The organism is Kineococcus rubinsiae, assembly GCF_011839805.1.
Classification (GTDB): Bacteria; Actinomycetota; Actinomycetes; order Actinomycetales; family Kineococcaceae; genus Kineococcus; species Kineococcus rubinsiae.
Window position 1 is genome coordinate 64,570 of the sequence record NZ_VWPY01000012.1, and the last position, 16,458, is coordinate 81,027.

A 16,458-nucleotide genomic window follows, 5' to 3' on the forward strand; every position below is an offset into this window, starting at 1 on the left:
GGTCGTCGGCTCCGGGGCTGCCGGGGCGCTGTCCTTGTCCCTTCGAGGATGAGCCTTCTGCCTGGAGGCGGCCTCGGCACTTCCTGGGGCCTTCCTGTGCATCCGGCTCAGGAGCGCGGCGGAACGCCGTCCGCGAGGGCGGCCGGCCCGTCGTCGGCCGGCTCGTCGTCGTCGAGCTCCGCGGGGGCGTCGACCGCGCGGAAGCGCACCCGGAACGTCGCCCCGCCGCCGGGGGTGGCCGTGACGGCCACCGTCCCGCCGTGGCGGGCGACGATCGTGGCCACGATGGCGAGGCCCAGGCCGGAGCCGCCGCCCGTCCCGCGCTGGCGCGAGGCGTCGACGCGGTAGAAGCGCTCGAACACCTTCTCCGCCTCCGCGGGGGCCAGGCCGGGGCCGTGGTCGCGCACCTCCACCAGCGACTCGGGGCCGGAGGGGCCCAGCAGGCGCCCCACGGCCACCTCGACGGGCGTGCCCGCCGGGGTGTGGTGCACGGCGTTGGCGAGGAGGTTGGTGAGGACCTGCCGCATGCCGGCGTCGTCGGCCAGGACGAGCGCGGACCGCGGGCCGGAGGCCGGGTCCAGGCCCGTCAGGCGCACCGCGCGGTCACCCGCGAGGCCGCGGGCGTCGTGCACGGCGTCGGAGGCGATGACGGCCAGGTCGACGAGCTCGGGGGCGTCGGCGCGCTTGCGCTGCGCCTCGTCCAGGCGCGCCAGGGCGAGCAGGTCCTCCACGAGCCGCCCCAGCCGGGTCGACTCGCCCTCGATGCGGCCCATCACGTGGGCGACGTCGGCGGGCTCGCGCACCGCCCCCTGCCGATGCAGCTCGGCGAACCCGCGGATCGCGGCGAGCGGGGTCCGCAGCTCGTGACTCGCGTCGGCCACGAACCGGCGCATCTGCTCCTCGGAGTGCTGCTGCGCCCGGAACGCCTGCTCGATCTGGGTGAGCATCGCGTTCAGCGCGTTGCTGAGCCGGCCGATCTCGGTGCCCGGGGAACCGCCCGTGACGCGTCGCGACAGGTCGCCCGACGCGATGGCCGAGGCGGTGCGCTCGATGTCCACCAGCGGCCGGAACGAGCGGCGGATCGCCAGCGCCGCGAGGAACGTCCCGACGACGAGGACCGCGCCGCCGACGACGATCGCGACCGTCTGGTAGTCCTCGACCGTCCGGTTCGCCCCCGACAGCGGCAGCGCCACGGCGACGTTCAGCCGGGAGTCCGTGGCCGAGAACAGGATGACGCGCCAGGGGTCGCCGCCGCCCGCGTCGGGTACCGTGAACGGCCGGTTGCGGTGGCTCGCGACCTCGGCCGTCGTCATGGCGGGCAGGTCCGGCGCCGCCTCGCACGCGCCGCCGGCGTCCTTGGTGCAGACCTCGCGGTAGCCGCCGCCGGCCGTGTCGGTGAAGCGCAGGTAGTAGTTCGTCAGCAGCGGGTTCTGGGCGGAGGACTGCGACAGCTGCGGCAGCGAGGCCACCACCGCGGTCTGGCCCTTGCTCTGCAGCTCGTCGTCGACCTGCGCCTGCAGGTTCGTGCGCAGCAGGTGCAGCGAGACGAGCCCCGTGACGGTCATGGCCGCCACGAGCAGCAGCACCACGATGACGAGCAGCCGGACCCGCAGCGGGATCCGCGACTCCGTGGCGACGGCGCGTTCCCGCCAGCCCCGCAGCCGTTGCGCGGGAACGCTCATCCCACGGGCTGGGGGACCCGCAGCACGTACCCGACGCCGCGCTTGGTGTGGATCAGCGGCTCGACGTCGGTGGTGTCGAGCTTGCGGCGCAGGTAGGAGATGTAGGACTCGACGATCCCCGCCTCGCCGTTGAAGTCGTAGTCCCACACGTGGTCGAGGATTTGCGCCTTGGACAGCACCCGGTTCGGGTTCAGCATCAGGTAGCGCAGGAGCTTGAACTCCGTGGGCGACAGCTCGACCACGCGGCCGCTGCGGCGGACCTCGTGGGAGTCCTCCTCCAGCTCCAGGTCGTGGAACACCAGCCGGCCCGTGTCGGCCCCGGCACCCCCGCCCGTGCGGCGCAGCACGGCGCGGATGCGGGCCACGACCTCCTCCAGGCTGAACGGCTTGGTGACGTAGTCGTCGCCGCCCACCGTGAGGCCCGCGACCTTGTCGACCGTGTCGTCGCGCGCGGTGAGGAACAGGACGGGGACGGGCCGGCCGCGCTCGCGCAGCTTGCGGGTCACCGTGAACCCGTCCAGGTCCGGCAGCATCACGTCCAGGACGACGAGGTCGGGCCGCACCTCCTCCGCGAGCCTCAGGGCGTCGGCGCCGTTGGCGGCGGACGTGACCTCGAAGCCGGCGAAGCGCAGGCTCGTGGCCAGCAGCTCGCGGATGCTCGGCTCGTCGTCGACGACCAGCAGCCGGGCCTCCGGCGGGGTGGTGGCAGCTCTCACAGGTTCGAGTGTGCGCCCCGAGCCTGGGAGCCCGCTGGGCGATCGCCCGGTCCGCGCCGTGCGGCAGACTCGACCGTCGTGATGCGTTCCGTGACCGCCACCCGCTACGTGGCGCCCCTGCGTGAGGGGGGCAGCCTCCCGGGCCTGTGCGAGGCCGACGACCTCGGCACCTACGTCGTGAAGTTCCACGGCGCCGGCCAGGGCCGGCGCGTGCTCGTCGCGGAGGTCCTCGCGGCCTCCCTGGCCGGCGCCCTGGGCCTCGACGTGCCCGAGCTGGTGCGCGCCGAGGTCGACCCGGTCATCGGCAGGGGCGAGCCCGACGAGGAGGTGCAGGACCTGCTGCTGCGCTCGCCGGGGGAGAACCTCGGCATGGACTTCCTGCCGGGGGCGCTGTCCTACGACCCGCTCGTCGACCCCGTCGACGCCTCCTGGGCCGCGCGGGTGCTGTGGTTCGACGCGTTCTGCCTCAACGTGGACCGCTCCTGGCGCAACCCCAACGCGCTGTGGTGGGGCGGGCGGCCCTGGCTCATCGACCACGGTGCGGCGCTGTACTTCCACCACGACTGGGCGCGCGCGGCGGCGTCCACGACCCGGCCCCTGCGCCACGCCGAGGACCACCTGCTGATCTCCGCCGCGGCCGACGTGCGGGCCGTGGACGCCGCGAGCGCCTCCGCCCTGACGCCGGAGGTGCTGCGCGCCGCCGTCGAGGAGGTGCCCGAGGGCTGGCTCGCGGACGAGCCGGGGTTCGCCTCGGTGGCCGAGCTGCGCGAGGCCTACCTGACGTGGTTCACGGCCCGCCTGGCCGGGGACCGGCCCTGGGTCGCGGAGCTGCGCGCCGTGCAGACGGCCCCCCGGGAGGCGCGCCGTGGCTGAGCCCTGGGACGTCTACGAGTACGCGGTGCTGCGGGTCGTGCCCCGCGTCGAGCGCGCCGAGTTCGTCAACGTCGGGGTGCTCCTCTGGTGCCGCTCGCGCGAGCACCTCGCGGCCCGCACGGCGATCGACCCGGCCCGCGTGCTGGCGCTGGACCCCCGGGCCGACGTCGAGGCGGTCGCCCGGCACGTCGCTGCGCTGCAGCGGGTCTGCGCCGGCGAGGCGGACGGCGGCCCCGCGGCCGCGGAGGCCCGGGGACCGCGGTTCCGGTGGCTCACCGCGCCCCGCAGCACCGTGCTGCAGACCTCGCCCGTGCACCGCGGGGTCACCCGCGACCCCGCCGCGGAGCTCGAGCACCTGTTCGCCCGGCTGGTGGAGCTGCCGTGAGGCGCACCGCCGCGACCGTCGCGTTCGCGGGGGCCTGCCTCGTCAGCCTCGTGGTCCTCTTCGCGCCCAGCTCGGGCCCGGCGGGCACGGTGCCCCACCTGGACAAGCTCGTGCACGCCGGCGTGTTCGGGCTCCTGGTCGCGACGGGCGTGCTGCGCTTCGGGCACCCGCGGGCCGTGCTGCTCGCCGCCGCCGGCTACGCCGTGCTGAGCGAGGTCGTGCAGCACGTGGCGCTGCCCGGCCGCACGGGCGACCCGACCGACGTGGTCGCCGACTGCACCGGCGCGCTGCTCGGCCTGACCGTCGTCCTCCGCGCGACGCGCCGGGTCCGCAGGAGCGCCGCGGGTCAGTCGCCGGGGGCGTCCTCGAGGTAGACGAGGCCGTTGCCCTGGGGGTCGCTGAAGTGGAACATCGGCGGCACGCCCTCCCAGCGGAGCACCTCGTCGTTGTGCAGCACGACCCCCTCGACGTCGCGGAGCCGGGCGTGGGCGGCGTCCGCGTCGGGCGTGCCGAGGCGCACCGCGACGGGCAGCGGGCTGTCGGGCGGCAGCAGCACGAGGCCGACCGCCGACCCCGGCGGCACCACCTCGATCATCCGCGCACCCGGCCACACCTCCACGTCGTAGCGCACCTCGCACCCCAGCACCCCCGTGTAGAAGGCCAGCGCCGCGTCCTGGTCGGCCACCGGCACCGTCACGCTCAGCACCCTCGTCGTCATCGCCATGCCCGTCAGACGCCGCGGCGGCCGGGAAGTCATCGGTCGTCGCGTGCGCGCCGCGCCGTCCCGGTCGCGCCGGGCGTTCAAGCGGACGCCCGTGCGTGACGACGACGTGGGGGCGTGCGGGCTGCGGTCGAGCAGGAGGCGCGGGGCAGAGGGGAGGTGAGCGTGGCCACGTCGGGGACGAACGCGGCGCCGACCGCCGCCCGGTCCGGTCGCCTCGCGGGCGCGGGATGCGCCCTGGCGGGGGCCGGGGCCGTCGTCGCCTACGCCTCGACCTCGTCGGCGACCCTGCAGGCCGCGCTGCTCACGGCCGCGGGGGCGACGGCGGTCGTGGCGCTGGTCGTGAGCTGCGTGCGGCGGCGCCCGCGACCCCTCGCCCCGTGGTGGCTGATCGCCGTCGCCTGCGTCCTCTTCCTCGGCGGTGCCGTCTCGCGGCCGTGGAGCCTCGAGCAGGCCGGAGCGACGCGCTACCTCGCCGACGGCGTCACCCTGAGCGGCTACACCGCCCTCCTCGTCGCCCTCTGGTGGCTGGCCCGCGCCCACGGCGGCCTGCGCCGCGAGGTGCTCTGCGACGTCCTCATCACCGCCGCCGCCGGTGGGCTCGCGGCCGTGCAGCACCTCATCGTCCCCTCGGTGCTGCTGGGGCAGCAGGCGCTGGCGCTCTCGGTCCTCACCGCCGTCTACCCCTTCGTCGACGTCGTCCTGGTGGCCCTGGTCCTCGACGTGCTCTTCAGCGCCCCCCGCCACCGCAGCCACCAGCTGCTCGGCGCGGCCGTGGTGGCCCTGCTCGTCGGGGACTCCTGGTACGCCTGGTGGTGCACCCGGGGCCTGCTGCTCGCGCCCGCGGTCGTGTCCACGCCCTTCCTGGCCGGGTACCTGCTCATGGCCGGTGCGGCGCTCTGCGTGCCGCGGGGCGCTCGCCGCCCGGCGGCGGACGGTGCCGCGGCGCCGACGGGTGCCGACGAGGCCGAGCGCCGGCGCGTGGCGGTCGACGCCTGGTCGCCCCGGCGCCTGGCGGTCCTGGGCGTCTCCCTCACCACGGTCGTCGTGCTGCTCGCCGTCCGCACGGGCCCGGCCGGGACCGCGACCCGCTGGGCGGGTGTCGCGACCGTGGCGGTCGTCCTGCTGCTGCTCGTGGTCCGGGCCGTCTCCGCCGTCAACGGCCAGGCGCGGGCCCGCGCCGTCCTGGCCCACCGCGCCAGCCACGACCCCCTCACGGGGCTGCCCAACCGCGACGAGCTGCGCCGGCTCGTCGCCGAGCGCACGGCCCGCCCCCTGCCCCCGGCGTCGCGCCACTGGCTGCTCTACCTCGACGTCGACGGGTTCAAGCGCATCAACGACTCGTGGGGGCACCAGACCGGCGACGAGCTCCTGGTCGCCGTGGCCGGGCGCCTGCGTCACCTGCTGGGGCCGGAGGCCACCCTGGCCCGCCTGGCCGGGGACGAGTTCGTCGCGGTCGTCACCGCGACCCGCGCCGAGCTCGAGGGCACCGCCGGCCGGCTGCTGAGCGGCGTGGCGGAGCCGGTCCGGCTCAGCACGACCGACGCCGTCGTCACGGCGTCGATCGGCGTTGCCGAGCTCCACGACGGTGCGCGCACCGCGCTGCGCGAGGCGGACGCCGCGATGTACGAGGCCAAGCGCGCCGGGCGGCGCCGGTGGCTGCTGTTCGACGAGACCATGCGCACCGACCACGGGGCCGCCATCGAGCTCGAGCTGGACCTGCGCCGCGCCGTCGACGAGGACGGCTTCACCCTGGCGTACCAGTTCATCGTCGACGTCGACGACGGCCGCCCCGTCGGCACCGAGGCCCTGCTGCGCTGGGCGCGGCCCGGGGTGGGTGCGGTGTCCCCGGTCGTCTTCGTGCCCGTCCTGGAGGAGACCGGGCTCGTGCAGGCCGTCGGGCTGTGGGCCCTGGAGGAGGCCCTGCACCAGCTCGTGGCGTGGCGGGGCGACGGCCTCGTCGACGACGCGTTCCGCATGTCCGTGAACGTCTCCCCCCGCCAGCTGCTCGACCCCGGCTTCGCGGAGCGGGTCGCGGGGCTCCTGCGGGAGTGCGGCGTGGAGGGCGCCGGTCTCGTCCTGGAGATCACGGAGTCGTCGATGCTCACGGAGGCCGACGCCGCCACCGCCAACCTCGGCGCCCTCCGCGCCCTGGGCATCGGCCTGGCGGTGGACGACTTCGGCACCGGCTACGCCGCGCTCAGCTACCTGCGCACGCTGCCCGTGACCCGCGTCAAGATCGACCGCAGCTTCGTGTGCGGGCTGGGGGAGGACGGCGGCGACAGCGACGAGGCCCTCGTGCGGGCCGTGGTCGCCGTCAGCCGCGCCCTCGGCCTGGGCGTCACGGCCGAGGGCATCGAGACCCCCGCCCAGCGCGACGTCGTGCGCCGCCTCGGGGTCAGGCACGGGCAGGGCTGGCTGTGGGCGAGGGCGGAACCCGCCGCCGAGGTCTCCGCGGCCCTCGCCCGCCGACGGGCGGCGCCCGCAGCGCCGGTGTCCGGGCGCACTGCGACGATCGGGGCATGACCGCGCACGCCGCCGCCCTGCCCGCCGACCACCCGCTCGCCGCGCCGAGCGGGCTGCCGTTCGCGCTGCCGCCGTTCGACCGCCTGACGACGGCCGACCTGCGGGTGGCGTTCGAGGCGGGCACGGCCGAGCACCTGGCCGAGCTCGACGCGCTGCTCGCGCGGGACCTGCCGGCCGCGGAGCTGCTGGACGGCCTCGAGTCCGCGGGGCAGCTGCTCGGCCGCACCGCCTCGGTGTTCTTCAACCTCGTCGGCACCGAGGCCGACGACGAGCTGCGCGCCCTGCACGCCGAGGTGGCCCCGCGGCTCGCGGCGCACTCCGACGCGGTCCGCCTCGACCCGCGGCTCGTGGAGCGCCTGCGCGTCCTGGCGGAGGACCCGCCGGCCGACCTGACGCCCGAGGCGCGGCGGCTGCTCGAGCGCTACCACCGCGACGCCGTGCGGGCCGGTGCGCTGCTCGGCCCCGCCGAGCAGGAGCGCCTGCGGGCGCTGAACGCCGAGCTGTCCGCCCTGACGACCGCGTTCGACGACGCCCTGCTCGCCGACACCAACGACCTCGCCGTGCGGTTCACCGACGCCGCGGAGCTCGAGGGCCTCTCGGAGGCGGAGGTGGCCCGCGCGCGGGCGGCGGCGGAGGCCCGCGACCTCGACGGGTTCGTCGTCCCCCTCGTGCTGCCGACGGGCCAGCCGGTGCTGGAGTCGCTGCGGCGCAGGGCCTCCCGCGAGCGCGTGCACGCCGCCTCGGTGGTGCGCGGCGGGCGCGGGGGAGCGCACGACACCCGGCCCCTGCTGCTGCGCGTCGTCGCGCTGCGGGCCGAGCGGGCCCGGCTGCTGGGCTTCGCCGACCACGCGTCCTGGGTGGTCGCCGACGAGACCGCCGGCGACGTCGAGGCCGCGGTCGGCATGCTGCGCCGCCTCGCGCCGGCCGCCGTCGCGAACGCCCGCCGGGAGGCGGCCGAGCTCGAGGAGCTGCTGAGCGCCGACGGCGAGGAGCTGCCGCTGCGCGCGTGGGACTGGGCGCACTACGCGGAACGCCTGCGGCGGCAGCGGTTCTCGGTCGACGCCGACGCGCTGCGCCCGTACTTCGAGCTGGAGCGCGTCCTCGTCGACGGGGTGTTCGCCACGGCCGGTGCCCTCTACGGCCTCTCCTTCACCGAGCGCCACGACCTGCCCGTCTACAACCCGCAGGTCCGCACCTTCGAGGTCGGCGACGCGAACGGCCCCCTCGGCCTGTACCTGTTCGACCCCTACGCGCGGGAGTCCAAGCGGGGTGGCGCGTGGATGAGCTCCTTCGTCGACCAGTCGCGGCTGCTGGGCACGCGGCCCGTCGTCGTGAACTGCCTGAACGTGCCGCAGCCCGCGCCGGGCGACCCGACGCTGCTGACCGTCGACGAGGTCGAGACGCTGTTCCACGAGTTCGGGCACACGCTGCACGGGCTCCTCTCCGACGTGCACTACCCGACGTTCTCCGGCACCAGCGTGCCCCGCGACTTCGTCGAGTTCCCCTCGCAGGTCAACGAGTTCTGGGCGTTCGAGCCGGACGTCCTGGCGCGCTACGCCCGCCACCACGAGACGGGCGAGGTCCTGCCCGCCGCGGCGGTCGAGGGGCTGCTGGCCGCGCGCCGCTACGGCGAGGGGTTCGGGACGACGGAGTACCTCGCGGCGGCCCTGCTGGACATGGCCTGGCACCGCGTGGCCCCGGGGGAGCTCGCCGACGCGGAGCCCGCGGAGGTCGGGCGGTTCGAGGCGGCCGCGCTGGCCGAGGCGGGCGTGGACCTCGACGCCGTCCCGCCGCGCTACCGCAGCACCTACTTCCACCACGTCTTCGGCGGCGGCTACGCGGCCGCGTACTACTCCTACGTGTGGAGCGAGGTCCTCGACGCGGACACCGTGGAGTGGTTCGCCGAGAACGGCGGCCTGCGCCGGGAGAACGGCGAGCACTTCCGCCGCACGCTGCTGCAGCGCGGCGGGAGCACCGACCCGCTGCAGGCCTACCGGGAGTTCCGCGGCCGCGACGCGCGCATCGAGCCGCTGCTGCGCCGCCGGGGCCTCACCGGGTCCTGACGGCCGCGGGGGCGAGGGGGGCGGGCGGGGCGGCCGGGACCTCGGGCCGCCACCCGCCGGCCTCGGACAGGCGGTTGCGCCCGCCGCTCTTGGCCACGTAGAGGGCGGCGTCGGCGCGGCGCAGCACCTCGGGCGGGTCCTCGACGCCGTCCCAGCGGGCGGCGCCGATCGAGCAGGACTGCCCGTCCGGGACCACGGCGCGCAGGGCGTCCAGCCGCGTGAGGCCGGCGGCGACGTCGTCGCAGGGCAGGAACACGGCGAACTCCTCCCCGCCCCAGCGGGCCACGAGACCGTCCGCGCCCAGCGCGTCCGTCCACGCGGCGGTGGCGGCCTTGAGCAGCTCGTCGCCGGCCTGGTGGCCGCGGGCGTCGTTGTAGAGCTTGAAGTGGTCCAGGTCCAGCAGGGCGACCAGGAGGCCGGTGCCCGTGCGCTGCGCCTGCGCGCACGCCCGGGACAGCTCGTGGTCCCACGTGCGGCGGTTGGCGATGCCCGTGAGGGGGTCGGTGCGGGCGAGGGCGGCGAGCTGCACGGCCTGGCTGCGCACCTGCTGCAGCAGGTCCCAGATCCGCGCGACGACCAGTCCCACGAGCAGGACGGACCCCAGCGACAGCCAGCCCGTCGGCACGGGGCGGCCCGCGAGGTGCAGCCCGAGCTGGACGAGGGCGGGCAGCACGGCGGCGACCGCCAGCGCGACCAGGCGCCCGGGGGTCAGGCCGCCCGCCGGGGCCGGCTTGCGCTCGGCCAGCGTCGAGGCGGAGGCGCTGCACGTGGCGAGGGCGAGGCCGAGGTAGAACGACTGCCACAGCAGGTTCACGCCGCGGCCGGAGTAGTCCGCGCCTGTGGTCAGCTGCACGACGTTCCACAGGACGTCCGCGCTGAGCGTGGCCGTCGTGCCCGCGACGAGGAACCAGTACGCGCGGGTGCGCGCGCCCGGGCCGGTCAGCAGGCGCGCCAGCAGGAACACGAACACCACGTCGGCGATCGGGTAGGCGGAGCTCACGGTCCGGGCGAGCGCGGACTGGGTGCTGTCCGTGGCCAGCGGCAGGACGAAGAAGGCGCCGAACAGCGTGGCCGCGCTCAGCGTGACGACGCCCGCGTCCAGGACGTTCCCGCGCGAGGTCGCGCCCCGCTGGCGGTTCAGCCCGAGCAGCCCGAGCGTCACGGGGACGTAGGCGAGCAGGTAGGCCGCGTCCGCCACCGACGGCCAGCTCTCGTCGCCGCGCAGGTGCTGCACCGTCAGCCGGGTCTCCCCGAGCAGGTACAGCAGCTGGGCCAGCGTCAGCCACGCCCACGGGCCCCGGGCCGCGCGCGGCACGCGGCCGAGGGCGACGCCGCTCAGCAGCACCGAGAGCAGGACGGGGACGAGGTAGGCGATCGTGCCGGCCGTCGAGGCCGGGTCGGGGACCGCGCCCAGGGGCAGGGACACGACGCAGAGCACCGCCAGCGCCCGCAGCCACGGGGGCAGGGGCGGCCGCGCTCCGGTGCGGGTGTCCACGTCCCTCCATCGGCGGCCGGGGGCGCGACCTGGAGCGGGAGCCACGGCGGCGCGCCGGGCGGCGGAACATCGCCGGACGGTGCCCGGTTGCCGCCGGACGTGAAGGCCATCAGCTACACCCGCACGGGTGACCCCGACGTCCTGCAGCTCGTCCAGCGCGACGTGCCCGAACCCGGTGCGGGGGAGGTGCGCGTCCGCGTCGTCGTCTCCGGCGTGAACCCCACGGACTGGAAGTCCCGTCAGGGCGGCTCCGGCGCCCAGCCGATGGCCTTCGCCGAGGTCGTGCCGAACCAGGACGGCGCGGGCGTGGTGGACGCCGTCGGCCCCGGCGTCGAGGGCTTCACGGCCGGTGACCGGGTGTGGATCTTCCTCGCGGCGCACCAGCGGCCGACCGGGACCGCGCAGGAGTTCACCGTCCTGCCCGCCGACCGGCTCGTCCTGCTCCCGCACCAGGCGTCGTTCGAGCTCGGCGCGAGCCTCGGCGTGCCCGCCATGACCGCGCACCGCGCGCTCACGGTGGGCGAGGACTTCGCCGACCGGCTGGCCCCGGGCTCGCTGGCCGGTGCGAACGTCCTCGTCTCCGGCGGCGCGGGTGCCGTCGGCCACGCGGCGATCCAGCTGGCCCGCTGGGCCGGGGCGACGGTCCTGACCACCGTCAGCGGGCCGGAGAAGGCGGCGCTCGCGAGCGCCGCGGGCGCCCACCACGTCGTGAACTACCGCGAGCAGGACGTCGCCGAGGTCGTGCGCGGGCTCGTCCCCGGCGGCGTCGACCTCGTCGTCGAGGTGGCCCTGGTGCCGAACTTCGCGCTGGACCTGCAGGTGGTCCGCTCGCGGGCGACCATCGCCTCCTACGCCAACAACGGCGGCGACTCCCTCACGCTGGACGTCCGCTCGAACATGGTCCTGAACACCCGTCTGCAGTTCGTCCTGCTCTACACCGTGGGCCGCGAGGCCCTCGACGCGGCGGCGGCCGACGTCACCGCGGCGCTGCTGGACGACGCCCTGCCCGTCGGCGAGGAGCACGGCCTGCCGCTGCACCGGTTCCCGCTGGAGCGCACCGCCGACGCCCACGCGGCCGTGCAGGGCGACGCGGTCGGCAAGGTCCTCGTCGAGGTCGGCGAGGCCTGACGCCTCAGCCGGCCGGCCCGCCCGGGTCGTCGGCCACCAGGCCGCGCACGAGCAGCGTGCACGCGCGCCGGTAGGCCGCGGTGGCGCCGTCGTCGCCGAGGGTGTCCTCGGCGAGGACGGCGCCCGCCATCAGCAGGACGAGCAGGACGTCGGACACCTCGACCCCGGGGCGCAGGTCGCCCGCGGCGACGGCCGTGGCCACGAGCGGGGTGAACGCCTCCGCGGTGCGCGCGCCCAGCCGCAGGCGCTCCCCGGCCGGCGCGCCGGTCAGCAGGGGGGCCAGCGCCCGCGAGGACAGCTGCACCTCGAACAGCTCCGCCAGCAGCACCAGCGCGCCCCGTGGTTGCCCCGCCAGCTCGGCGGCCCGCCGCTCCAGGTGCTCCACCTGCGGGACGTAGAGCACCTCGACGAGGTCGTCGCGGTCGCTGAAGTTCCGGTAGAGGGTCGCGCGGCTGACGCCGGCCGCGGTCGCCACGTGGTCGAGGGGGACGTCGAGGCCGTGGCGGGCGAAGAGGGTGCGGGCGGCGTCCACCAGCCGGTCGCGGTTGCGGGCGGCGTCGGCGCGCCGCGCGGCCGTCACGGGGCGCGCCGGCTCGGTCTCCCCGGGTGGCGTCACGGGGCCGATCGTAGCGACGCGCTCGACAAACGAACACCTGTGTTCGTATCGTCGGGCCACACCCGCCCGCCGGGTGGACCGGCCGGGTGCGCTGCCGCCCCGGACCTCCTGCCGCCCCCTGAGGAGCACCCGCGTGCTGACCGAGACCTCCACCATCGCCGACTGGCTCGCCGACCCCCGGGGCGGCCCCGCGCTGCGGCAGACCCTCGCCGCGGGCGGCGCCGAGGAGTCCTCGCTCGGGCCCGTCCTCGCCGTCCCCCTGCCCGCCCTCGTCGGGCTCAGCCAGGGCGCCTTCACCTCCGAGCAGCTCGCGGAGCTGTTCAGCGCCGCGGGGCTCGCCCCCACGACCCCGCCGCCGGCCGCGCGCACCTGGGAGGAGCGGATCGTCCCCGGCCGCTTCGCGGGCCGCACGGTCGTCGTCACGGGCGCCGGCTCCGGCATCGGGCGCGCCACGGCGTCGCGCATCGCCCGCGAGGGCGGGCGGGTCGTCGCGGTGGACGTGTCCGCCCCGCGCCTGGACGACCTCGTGGCCGCGCTGCCCGAGGCCCGCATCGAGCCCGTCGTGGCCGACATCACCGACGCCGACGGCATCGCGGCGATCCTCGCCGCGGCCGGCCCCGAGGTCCACGGCCTCGCCAACGTCGCCGGGATCATGGACGACATGACGCCCGTGCACGAGGTGAGCGACGCGGTCTGGGAGCGCGTGCTGCGCGTGAACCTCGAGGGGACCATGCGGCTGACGCGGGCCGTGGTGCCGACGATGCTCGCGGCCGGCGCCGGCTCCGTCGTCAACGTCGCCTCCGAGGCGGCGCTGCGCGGGTCCGCGGCGGGCGTCGCCTACACGGCGTCCAAGCACGCCGTCGTGGGCCTGACCAAGAGCTCCGCCTTCATGTACGGGCCCAGCGGGGTCCGCGTGAACGCCGTCGCGCCCGGCGGCGTGGTCACCAACATCGAGGCGCGCTTCGCCTCCGAGCTCGGCCAGGCCCGCGTCGGCGGTCTGCTGCCGACGATGCCGGCCCCCGTGGCGCCGGAGCAGCTGGCCGCGTCCATCACGTTCCTGCTCAGCGACGACGGCGTGAACATCAACGGCGTCGTGCTCGCGAGCGACGGGGGCTGGTCGGCCCAGTAGCCGGTCGACGCAGCAGCCGCCACCCCCTCCGTGATCGTGCTGTACCACCTGCAGGATCACGGAGGGGCGGGACTCAGGCCTCCGGCAGGACGCCGTCCGCGTCCGGGACCCCGCCGTCGATGTCGTCGGCGTCGACGATCCGGTAGGCGTAGCCCTGCTCGGCCAGGAACCGCTGGCGGTGCGCTGCGAAGTCCTGGTCCTTGGTGTCGCGCGAGACGACCGTGTAGAAGCGCGCCGACCCGTGGTCGCCCTTGGGTCGCAGCACGCGGCCGAGGCGCTGGGCCTCCTCCTGGCGGGAGCCGAAGGAGCCCGACACCTGGATCGCGACCTTGGCCTCGGGCAGGTCGATGGAGAAGTTCGCGACCTTCGACACCACGAGCGTCGTGATCTCGCCCTGGCGGAACGCCTCGAACAGGCGCTGGCGCTCCTTGACCGTGGTGTCGCCCTTGATGACGGGGCAGTCCAGCCGCGCCGCGAGGTCGTCGAGCTGGTCGATGTACTGCCCGATGACCAGCGTCGGCTCACCCGCGTGCTGGGCCACGAGCCGCTCGACGACGCGGGACTTCTCCGCCGACGTCGCGCACAGGCGGTAGCGGTCCTCGTCCTCGGCGGTCGCGTACAGCAGCCGCTCGGAGTCCGGCAGCGTGACCCGGACCTCGACGCAGTCGGCGGGTGCGATGTAGCCCTGCGCCTCGATGTCCTTCCACGGCGCGTCGTAGCGCTTGGGGCCGATGAGGGAGAACACGTCGCCCTCGCGGCCGTCCTCGCGCACCAGCGTCGCCGTCAGGCCGAGGCGGCGGCGGGCCTGCAGGTCCGCCGTCATCCGGAAGATCGGCGCGGGCAGCAGGTGGACCTCGTCGTAGACCACGAGGCCCCAGTCGCGGGCGTCGAACAGCTCCAGGTGCGGGTAGACGCCCTTCCTCTTGGTCGTCACCACCTGGTACGTCGCGATCGTGACGGGGCGGATCTCCTTGCGGGCACCGGAGTACTCGCCGATCTCGTCCTCGGTCAGCGACGTGCGCTTGAGCAGCTCGTCGCGCCACTGCCGCGCCGAGACGGTGTTCGTCACGAGGATCAGCGTCGTGGCCTTCGCGCGGGCCATGGCCCCCGCGCCCACGAGGGTCTTGCCGGCGCCGCAGGGCAGGACGACGACGCCCGAGCCGCCGTGCCAGAACCCCTCGACCGCGTCGTTCTGGTACGGCCGCAGCGACCAGTCCCCGTCGAGCTCGATGGGGTGCGCCTCGCCGTCGACGTAGCCGGCGAGGTCCTCCGCGGGCCAGCCCAGCTTCAGCAGCGCCTGCTTGAGGTTGCCGCGCTCGCTGGGGTGCACCTGGACGAGGTCCGGGGCGAGGCGGGCGCCGAGCAGGGGCGCCACCTTCTTCGAGCGCAGGACCTCCTCGAGCACCGGCGGGTCGAAGGCGCGCAGCACGAGGCCGTGCTCCTCGTCCTTGGCCAGCTGCAGGCGGCCGTAGCGGTCCATCGTCTCGGCCACGTCGAGCAGCAGGGCGTGCGGGACGGAGTAGCGGGAGAACTCCAGCAGCGTGTCGACGACCTGCTCGGCGTCGTGACCCGCGGCGCGCGCGTTCCACAGGCCCAGCGGCGTCAGCCGGTAGGTGTGCACGTGCTCGGGGGCGCGCTCGAGCTCGGCGAAGGGCGCGATGGCCGCCCGGCAGGCCTGGGCCCGCTCGTGGTCGACCTCCAGCAGCAGCGTCTTGTCGCTCTGGACGATCAGTGGGCCGTCGCTCACGCGCAGGGTCTCCTGGTGGTGGGGGGAGTGCTTCCGGCAGGTGCAACAGCCGGGTGCGCGCGCTGCTTCCGCGCGGTCACCGCGACGAGAACACCGTGCCCGTCGAGAACACGGCGCCCGTCGAGAACACGGTGCTCACCGAGTCGGTGTCGAAGGTGCTGGACGTGTCGAAGGCGCCGCTGCGCCCCACGACCGCGAGCGCGACGAGCCCGAGGACCGCGAGGAGGGTGAGGCCGAGGCTCACCCAGGCGCAGACCTTCCCGCCCGTGACGAACCCCAGACCGCGCAGGCGGCCCTCGGAGGCGTGGATCGTGCGCTTGGCCCCGCGCGCCATGACGAGGGCGACGATCGCGGCGATCCAGCCGAGACCGGTGAAGAGGAGCACGAGCGAGCCGACCCCGGTCCACAGGACGGCCTGCGCGCTGCCGGCGACGGGCGGGCCGGAGGGGCCGTAGCCGTTGGGGTCGTAGCCCTGCTGGCCGTACTGCTGCTGCCCGTAGCCCTGCTGGCCTTGCTGCCCGTACGGCTGCTGCTGGTCGTAGCCCTGCGGCTGGCCGTACGCCGGCTGGCCGTACTGCTGGCCGTAGCCCTGCTGCGGCTGGCCCTGCAGCTGGTTCGGCCCGCCGAGCTGGGGACCGCGGTACTCGGTGGGGGCGCCGCCGCCGGGCAGCTGCGCGCCGTAGGCCTGCTGGTAGCCCGGCTGGCCCTGCGGGTACTGGTGGTGCTGCTGGTGGCTCTCGGTGGGCGCGCCCTGGACCGGGGTGGAGCCGGACGGCGCCCCGCCGCTGAACGGGTCGGGCGGGGTGCTCGTGCGGTAGGGGTCGTGGGCGTCCTCGCCGCTCTCGGGCGCCGAGGTCCCGCGGTCGTCGGCGTCCGGCTTCTCCCACCAGGACCGCTCGCTGTCGCCACGTCCGGACTCGGTCATCGTCGAAGCACTCCCTGGGTCGCCTGGTACCTGGACGCTCGACGCTAGCTCACCAGCGCCCTCCCGGCTGAGCCTCAGGCGTCCGCCGGGGCCACACCGGTGATGCGGTGCACGGAGTAGGAGCGCACCGTCTGCTCCGCACGGTCGACGGCCGTGATCCGGCCGCCCTCGACGCCCACGGGCTCCACGAGGTGGCGCCGGGCGGTCCCCTCGCCGTCGACGTAGCCGATCCAGACGGCCCGGCGGCGGCTCGCGGCCTCGCGCAGCAGCGCCAGCGACGTCGTGGGGTCCATGACGGCGAGCGCGGGCGCGTCGGGGGTCCGGCCGTCGGTGCTGCTGCGGCGGCGCTCCGCGTCGGCGGCGTCGTCGTCGCCGGCCCGCAGCGACCGGACGGCCGCGGCCAGCAGCGCCGGCGCCGGGACGGGCGGCTCCCCGGCCACAGGTCGCGGGAC

Annotated in this window: 15 protein-coding genes; 7 read left to right on the top strand and 8 right to left on the bottom strand. The window is 75.9% G+C overall.

The genetic code is table 11. The features are described 5' to 3' along the window. Window positions 1–107: 107 nt before the first annotated feature. Window positions 108–1,682, bottom strand: coding sequence for a sensor histidine kinase (locus F1544_RS09105; protein WP_167584435.1), 1,575 nt, complete (start codon window positions 1,680–1,682; stop codon window positions 108–110). After that, the gene (locus F1544_RS09110; protein WP_167584437.1) at window positions 1,679–2,398 is read right to left on the bottom strand and encodes a response regulator transcription factor; all 720 of its coding nucleotides are present in this window, start codon (window positions 2,396–2,398) and stop codon (window positions 1,679–1,681) included. Before F1544_RS09110 ends, F1544_RS09105 begins: the two co-directional genes overlap by 4 nt. Before the next feature lie 81 nt (window positions 2,399–2,479). Here F1544_RS09110 and F1544_RS09115 point away from each other — a divergent pair, with 81 nt between their 5' ends. Genes F1544_RS09115 through F1544_RS24225 form a run of 3 tightly spaced genes read left to right on the top strand, consistent with a single transcriptional unit; the run spans window position 2,480 to window position 4,030 of the window. Further along, window positions 2,480–3,271 (top strand): HipA family kinase, encoded by a 792-nt coding sequence (locus tag F1544_RS09115; RefSeq protein WP_167584478.1) that lies wholly within the window; start codon window positions 2,480–2,482, stop codon window positions 3,269–3,271. Then, window positions 3,264–3,656: a DUF3037 domain-containing protein gene (locus F1544_RS09120; RefSeq protein WP_167584439.1), complete on the top strand. Its 393-nt coding sequence runs from the start codon at window positions 3,264–3,266 to the stop codon at window positions 3,654–3,656. Before F1544_RS09115 ends, F1544_RS09120 begins: the two co-directional genes overlap by 8 nt. Next, window positions 3,653–4,030: a VanZ family protein gene (locus F1544_RS24225; RefSeq protein ID WP_167584441.1), complete on the top strand. Its 378-nt coding sequence runs from the start codon at window positions 3,653–3,655 to the stop codon at window positions 4,028–4,030. The genes F1544_RS09120 and F1544_RS24225 overlap by 4 nt, the downstream gene beginning before the upstream one ends. On the opposite strand, the gene F1544_RS09130 is transcribed toward F1544_RS24225, so the two are convergent. Then, on the bottom strand, window positions 4,003–4,353 hold the full coding sequence (locus F1544_RS09130; RefSeq protein WP_308469963.1) for a VOC family protein: 351 nt from the start codon (window positions 4,351–4,353) through the stop codon (window positions 4,003–4,005). The genes F1544_RS24225 and F1544_RS09130 overlap by 28 nt on opposite strands. A 189-nt stretch (window positions 4,354–4,542) precedes the next feature. On the opposite strand from F1544_RS09130, the gene F1544_RS09135 reads away from it, so the two are divergent. Together F1544_RS09135 and F1544_RS09140 are read left to right on the top strand one after the other, a co-directional pair. Further along, the gene (locus tag F1544_RS09135; RefSeq protein WP_167584445.1) at window positions 4,543–6,903 is read left to right on the top strand and encodes a putative bifunctional diguanylate cyclase/phosphodiesterase; all 2,361 of its coding nucleotides are present in this window, start codon (window positions 4,543–4,545) and stop codon (window positions 6,901–6,903) included. Beyond that, window positions 6,900–8,966, top strand: coding sequence for a M3 family metallopeptidase (locus F1544_RS09140; RefSeq protein ID WP_167584447.1), 2,067 nt, complete (start codon window positions 6,900–6,902; stop codon window positions 8,964–8,966). The genes F1544_RS09135 and F1544_RS09140 overlap by 4 nt, the downstream gene beginning before the upstream one ends. Here F1544_RS09140 and F1544_RS25800 read toward each other — a convergent pair. Continuing rightward, a complete protein-coding gene (locus F1544_RS25800; RefSeq protein WP_167584449.1) occupies window positions 8,953–10,461 on the bottom strand; it encodes a GGDEF domain-containing protein in 1,509 nt (502 codons plus the stop codon). The genes F1544_RS09140 and F1544_RS25800 overlap by 14 nt on opposite strands. Window positions 10,462–10,560: 99 nt before the next feature. Here F1544_RS25800 and F1544_RS09150 point away from each other — a divergent pair, with 99 nt between their 5' ends. Continuing rightward, window positions 10,561–11,589 (top strand): NADPH:quinone reductase, encoded by a 1,029-nt coding sequence (locus F1544_RS09150; RefSeq protein ID WP_167584480.1) that lies wholly within the window; start codon window positions 10,561–10,563, stop codon window positions 11,587–11,589. A gap of 4 nt (window positions 11,590–11,593) precedes the next feature. On the opposite strand, the gene F1544_RS09155 is transcribed toward F1544_RS09150, so the two are convergent. Beyond that, entirely contained in the window at window positions 11,594–12,205 is a 612-nt protein-coding gene (locus tag F1544_RS09155) for a TetR/AcrR family transcriptional regulator (RefSeq protein WP_167584451.1), read from the bottom strand. Between the two features lie 118 nt (window positions 12,206–12,323). On the opposite strand from F1544_RS09155, the gene F1544_RS09160 reads away from it, so the two are divergent. Then, entirely contained in the window at window positions 12,324–13,334 is a 1,011-nt protein-coding gene (locus tag F1544_RS09160) for an SDR family NAD(P)-dependent oxidoreductase (RefSeq protein WP_167584482.1), read from the top strand. A 73-nt stretch (window positions 13,335–13,407) separates the two neighbouring features. Here the strand turns inward: F1544_RS09160 and F1544_RS09165 are convergent, their stop codons facing one another. The 3 genes from F1544_RS09165 to F1544_RS09175 form a co-directional block, all read right to left on the bottom strand. Then, window positions 13,408–15,081: a DNA repair helicase XPB gene (locus F1544_RS09165; protein WP_167584453.1), complete on the bottom strand. Its 1,674-nt coding sequence runs from the start codon at window positions 15,079–15,081 to the stop codon at window positions 13,408–13,410. A 76-nt stretch (window positions 15,082–15,157) separates the two neighbouring features. Then, window positions 15,158–16,006: a DUF4190 domain-containing protein gene (locus tag F1544_RS09170; protein ID WP_167584341.1), complete on the bottom strand. Its 849-nt coding sequence runs from the start codon at window positions 16,004–16,006 to the stop codon at window positions 15,158–15,160. 74 nt (window positions 16,007–16,080) lie between these two features. Then, a partial coding sequence (locus F1544_RS09175) for a WYL domain-containing protein (RefSeq protein ID WP_167584455.1) occupies window positions 16,081–16,458 on the bottom strand: 378 nt, incomplete at its 5' end.